Origin of the sequence: Nostoc sp. PCC 9305 (assembly GCF_963920915.1) — a bacterium.
Classification (GTDB): domain Bacteria; phylum Cyanobacteriota; class Cyanobacteriia; order Cyanobacteriales; family Nostocaceae; genus Nostoc.
The window spans coordinates 1-5,204 of sequence record NZ_CAWUDN010000205.1; the positions used below are offsets into that span (position 1 = coordinate 1).

Annotated in this window: 5 protein-coding genes; all 5 read left to right on the forward strand. The window is 38.4% G+C overall.

The window, feature by feature from the left end; all coding sequences use genetic code 11:
• The first annotated feature begins 190 nt into the window (after positions 1-190).
• The 5 genes from ACM0OX_RS35005 to ACM0OX_RS35025 all read left to right on the forward strand — a co-directional run bounded on the left by ACM0OX_RS35005 (position 191) and on the right by ACM0OX_RS35025 (position 5,202).
• A complete protein-coding gene (locus tag ACM0OX_RS35005) occupies positions 191-1,219 on the forward strand; it encodes an NAD-dependent epimerase/dehydratase family protein (RefSeq protein ID WP_292738779.1) in 1,029 nt (342 codons plus the stop codon).
• A 319-nt stretch (positions 1,220-1,538) separates the two neighbouring features.
• Complete coding sequence (locus ACM0OX_RS35010) at positions 1,539-2,492, forward strand: glycosyltransferase family 2 protein (protein WP_414519736.1); 954 nt, start codon at positions 1,539-1,541, stop codon at positions 2,490-2,492.
• Between the two features lie 38 nt (positions 2,493-2,530).
• The gene (locus tag ACM0OX_RS35015; protein ID WP_414519738.1) at positions 2,531-3,538 is read left to right on the forward strand and encodes a glycosyltransferase family 2 protein; all 1,008 of its coding nucleotides are present in this window, start codon (positions 2,531-2,533) and stop codon (positions 3,536-3,538) included.
• A 50-nt stretch (positions 3,539-3,588) separates the two neighbouring features.
• Positions 3,589-4,431 carry a phytanoyl-CoA dioxygenase gene (locus tag ACM0OX_RS35020; protein WP_414519740.1) on the forward strand — a complete coding sequence of 281 codons (843 nt, stop codon included), beginning with the start codon at positions 3,589-3,591 and terminating at the stop codon, positions 4,429-4,431.
• A gap of 21 nt (positions 4,432-4,452) precedes the next feature.
• Positions 4,453-5,202: a phytanoyl-CoA dioxygenase gene (locus ACM0OX_RS35025; RefSeq protein WP_414519741.1), complete on the forward strand. Its 750-nt coding sequence runs from the start codon at positions 4,453-4,455 to the stop codon at positions 5,200-5,202.
• The last annotated feature ends 2 nt before the right edge of the window (positions 5,203-5,204 follow it).

The following is a 5,204-nucleotide window of genomic DNA, read 5'->3' on the forward strand; positions in this document are numbered from 1 at the left end:
GGGGATCTTCAACGATTTTGGTTTTATACAAAGATGTGTGTACACCGTAGCTCCTAAAAGGAGAGAGGTCAAGTTATTACAAACGAAAAATATAGCGGTTTCCTTCTAGATGCAACACACTTTAGGGCGTACATCTATGCGTCCAGCTAAACGAAAAATTTAACTCATCAATACAAAGGAATTAACCACAATGAAAATATTAGTAACTGGAACAGAAGGCTATCTAGGTTCGTTATTACCGCCTCTGTTAATCGAACGAGGACATGAAGTTATTGGTCTAGATACCGGCTTCTATAAAGTTGGTTGGCTGTACAACCCTAGTGGAGTCACACCCAAAACCCTCAACAAAGATATCCGCAACATCACCCCTGATGATTTGGAAGGTATTGAAGCCATAGTTCACATGGCAGAACTTTCCAACGACCCAGCCGGACAATTAGCGCCCAATATTACTTACGAAATTAATCACGTAGGTTCAGTTCGTCTAGCTAGTCTGGCTAAGGCTATGGGTGTGCGTCGCTTCGTATATATGTCTTCGTGCAGTGTCTACGGTGTTGCTACTGCAGGTGATGTCACAGAAGAATCCCCAGTTAATCCCCAAACAGCCTACGCAGAATGCAAAACTCTCGTAGAAAGAGATGTCAGACCACTCGCTGACGATGACTTCTCTCCCACCTTTATGCGCAATGCAACAGCTTTTGGTGCTTCTCCCAGAATGCGCTTTGATATTGTTTTAAACAACTTAGCAGGGTTGGCATGGACTAGCAAAGAAATCAAAATGATTAGTGATGGCACACCTTGGCGGCCATTAGTCCATGCATTGGATATTTGCAAAGCAATAGTCTGTACCTTAGAAGCACCACGCGACATTGTACATAACCAAATCTTCAACGTGGGAGATACAGCAAATAACTATCGCGTTAAAGAAATCGCAGAAATTATTGCTGATGTTTTCCCAGATTGTAAATTGTCCTTTGGTGACAACGGCGCAGATAACCGCAGCTATCGGGTATCATTCGAGAAAATCAACACAATCCTACCCGGATTTAAATGTGATTGGAATGCCCGACTTGGTGCCCAGCAGCTATTTGATTTATTCAGTCAGATACACATGGCTGAAGATACTTTCTTGTTTAGAGGATTTACTCGCTTAAAACAGCTAGAGTATCTAATTCGCACAGAGCAAATTGACAAAGATTTCTTCTGGAATAAAAAATAGCTAAAGTTGCCTAGCTGCAACGGACAAAGACAGGACTTACGCAAAATCATGAAAAAACGAACCACAGAGGGCGCAGAGGACACGGAGAAATAAGAGTTTCAGAAAGCTCTTGCGTAAGTCCTAAAAGAATCTAAGCTTCCGAATCAAATAGCGTTGATTCGGACTTATTCCATCCATCAAATTATTTGCAATCACCGAGTTAAATTTTATGGCTTTCCTCTCAGCATTAGTAAACGAGTTAGCCATCTGAAAGTTAAAGAGATTGCCACTGGACTACATCGCTACATTTTGAGAAAAAGCTAAATAAACAAAGCAGAAGATGAATAAATTGCTGACTATTGCAATTCCTACATTCAATCGTGCCCAGATTTTAGATAAACAACTTACTTGGTTAGCCAAATCTATTAAAGGGTTTGAGTCTGATTGTGAGATATTTATTTCTGATAATTGTTCTACAGATAATACCCAAGAAATTATTAAAAAGTGGCAGATCGTTCTTAGCAATGTCACATTTACATCAAACAGGAATAGTGAAAATATCGGGGTAATGGGTAATATTGCTTGTTGTTTGAAAGCTCCAACTAGTAAATATATTTGGACAATTGGTGATGACGATCCAATTCAAGAGAAAACCCTAGATTATGTGTTAACAACACTAAAAAAACATTCAGATTTAGCACTAATGTTTTTAAACTTCTCTGGTCGTCAAAAACAAACAGGTCAACTTGTTGTCGAACGCTGGTTGAATAGCGATAACGACGAACTAAAAGTTGATGGTAAAACTGCATTTCAAAGTTATCTGAATGAAAACTTTGGTGGTGTACTTTTTATATCAGCAGCAATTTATCGCACAAATTTAGTGCAACGCGCTTTCCAAAAATGGCCGTCTGCTACTAATAATTGGGCATCTCAAGCATATTGGACTGCATTTTGCGCTGCTCATGGGAGTGTCATCGTCACTAAAGACACTTATTTAGAATGTACTATGGGTGCTAGTCTTTTGGATCTCGATCCAACATGGAACTTTAAAATGCGATATGCGTACATACCTGAAGTTTATATAAAACTACTAAAGGTAGGATATCCTCATAAATTTTGTCAGGAAATGATTTGGCAGAATTTCCATCAAAAAACTGATTTGAAAATCCTATTAGGTGCTTTAAAACGTTGGCCTTTATTGACAATCAAGATATTTATTCCTTACCTACGTTTGTTAAGCATATCAGCTTGGGCAATTCTTTTTCCACCCAAACAGCTAGAGACTAACCTGTAACCATTCATATATCAATTTATTAACTACTATTTTTTACCATGCAGAAATTACTTACCATTGCTATACCGACTTACAATCGTGCTGAATTACTAGATAAACAGTTAGCATGGGTAGCTCAAGCTATCAAAGGTTTTGAAGATGATTGTGAAATTTTAGTTTCTGATAATTGTTCAACAGACAATACTCAGGATACGATTAAAAAATGGCAAATAATCCTTAGCAATATCCCATTTAAATCAAATAAAAATCCTCAGAATTTAGGCGTTGTCAAAAATATTATGTATTGCCTAAATTCTACTACAACCAAATATGTTTGGACGATTGGTGATGATGACCCAATTCAAGATAGAGCCATTGCTTATGTGATTAGCAAACTTAAGCGATATGAAGATTTATCATTATTGTTTCTCAACTTTTCCGGTCGGAACCAAATTACTGGTGAACCAGTTCATCCACCAACAATTGTTGGTAATCGCTGGTTTGATATAGATAATGAAGATGGTGATGGTGATGGTAAAGCTATATTTGAGCATTGTTTCTCAAAAAGTGTCGGTGCAGTCATTTTTCTGACTGCGACAATCTATCGCACTGATTTAGTGAAACGCGCTCTACAAAATTGGCAAGATGCTGAGAATAATTGGATCTCTTTAGCATATTTAGCCGGGTATTGTGCTTCTAATGGTCGTGTAATTGTCACGAAAGAGACTTATTTGGAATGTGTTGTGGGTGTGAGTTATTGGCAGAAAGAACCAAAATCGGCACTTTTAATGCAATACAAACACATACCCGAAGTAATTTTGAAATTGGAACAGAGTGGATATTCTAAGCAGTTTTGTCGGCGGATGCTTTTGCAAAACGGTAAAGAAGTCAACTTGAAAGTTTTCTTAGGTGCTTTAAGAAGATGGCCTATGTCTGCCATTCAGACAGTAGTCCCATTTTTGGCTTTAGTTGGTTTATGTGCTTTTGACGTGATGATTTCTAAAGAATTTAGTTTAGCAGAATCAAGTGAAATACCTGCTCAAGAAATACGGAACTATAAGCCATAAGTTACTAAATTACTGATAAATCGACATTGAAACTAGAAAGAGTTTACCAGATGTTTAATCTAATTAAACGCAAATTATCTACACTATCTGCTGACTTTGAATATTATGTAGCTCGTTGGAAGCATAGCAGAAATCTGCCAGCATTGGAAGGGCGCGATCGCAATATCCTCAAGGCTCTCAAAAAAGACGGTGTTTGTGTCACAACACTGGCAGATTTAGGCTTCAACTCTAGCTCCGAAATGCTCAAAGCTGCTCACCAGCAATTGTCTCAGATGGAAAATCCCAACAACGACCATCTAGATGAAAAGTTACCACAAATTTACACGGTTACAGGTTTACCAGAATTTTATGCCTGGGGAATGGAGAAAAGACTTCTCAATCTCATCGAAAATTATATTGGTCTGCCTATTGCTTTTCACGGTGTGCATTTACGTAAAGATTTCCCTAGCAAACATCAGTTTGGCACACTACTATGGCATGGCGATTCCGAAGACCGTCGCATTATCAAAATCTTTATTTACTTGAATGATGTTGAAGAAAAAACTGGGCCTTTTGAATACATTCCCCGCTCTTTAACTTCCTTATTTAGTTGGAATTATATTCGGCTGTTCTACAAACTTTGGAAGTCAGGCTATAGGGGCATCGATGATGAGGAAGTGAAAACAGTCATCCCCAAATCAGCTTGGAAATCCTGCCCAGGCCCAGCAGGTACTGTCTTAATTGTAGATGCGAAAAATACTTTGCATCACGGCACAGTCCGCACAGAAGAACGCTTGACACTATTCTTCTGTTACACCGCCAACCCTCCTGAAAAACCAGAACTCTGCACTCAATACTGGGATGATACTTTTCCCAGAGCAGAGTTAAGGCAGCAAGTCGAAAATAGCCGATAGTGTACTAAAGGTAGTCATGCAATGCTGATCAAGATTAAACGCAAAATATCTTCACTGGGATCTGAGTTCGTTTACAGATTAGCACTTTTGAAACACGCTGCTAATTTGCCTGCATTAGAAGCAAGCGATCGCAAAATTCTTGATGACCTTAAATGTGATGGTATTCATATTACCACACTTGCTGAATTGGGATTCGATTCAACACCAGAATTGCTCAAGGCAGCTTATGGTTATTCGTCCCAAATGGAATCTGGCAATCATGACGATTCAAATGAAAAAATTCCCCAAGTTTACACAGTTACATATTTACCTGAATTTGCTACTTGGGGAAGCGAAAAAAGGCTTTTAAATATCATTGAAAGCTACATTGGTCTGCCAATCATTTTTCATGGTGTACATCTCCGCAAAGATTTCCCTAATAAAAATCAGTTTGGTACGCAACTATGGCATAAAGATGCAGAAGACCGCCGCATGATCAAAATCATTATTTACTTAAATGATGTTGAAGAAAAGCACGGGCCATTTGAATATATCCCAGCCTCTTTAACCTCTTTATTTAGATTAAACTATTACCGTACTTACTACAAGCTTTGGCAATCTGGTCATTTAGGTATCACAGATGAAGAACTAAATGAAATCATCCCGAAAGAGGCTTGGAAATCTTGTACAGGATTGGCAGGAACAGTCATTATTGTCGATCCCAAAAAAGCTATACATCACAGGGTAAGAGCATCTCAATCAGGCTTGACGCAAGGAATCAGAAGAATCTAATA

Coding starts and splice junctions, on each gene's coding strand:
- ACM0OX_RS35010 (WP_414519736.1), top strand. CDS start 1,539: ATGAATAAATTGCTGACTATTGCAATTCCTACATTCAATCGTGCCCAG.
- ACM0OX_RS35005 (WP_292738779.1), top strand. CDS start 191: ATGAAAATATTAGTAACTGGAACAGAAGGCTATCTAGGTTCGTTATTA.
- ACM0OX_RS35025 (WP_414519741.1), top strand. CDS start 4,453: ATGCTGATCAAGATTAAACGCAAAATATCTTCACTGGGATCTGAGTTC.
- ACM0OX_RS35020 (WP_414519740.1), top strand. CDS start 3,589: ATGTTTAATCTAATTAAACGCAAATTATCTACACTATCTGCTGACTTT.
- ACM0OX_RS35015 (WP_414519738.1), top strand. CDS start 2,531: ATGCAGAAATTACTTACCATTGCTATACCGACTTACAATCGTGCTGAA.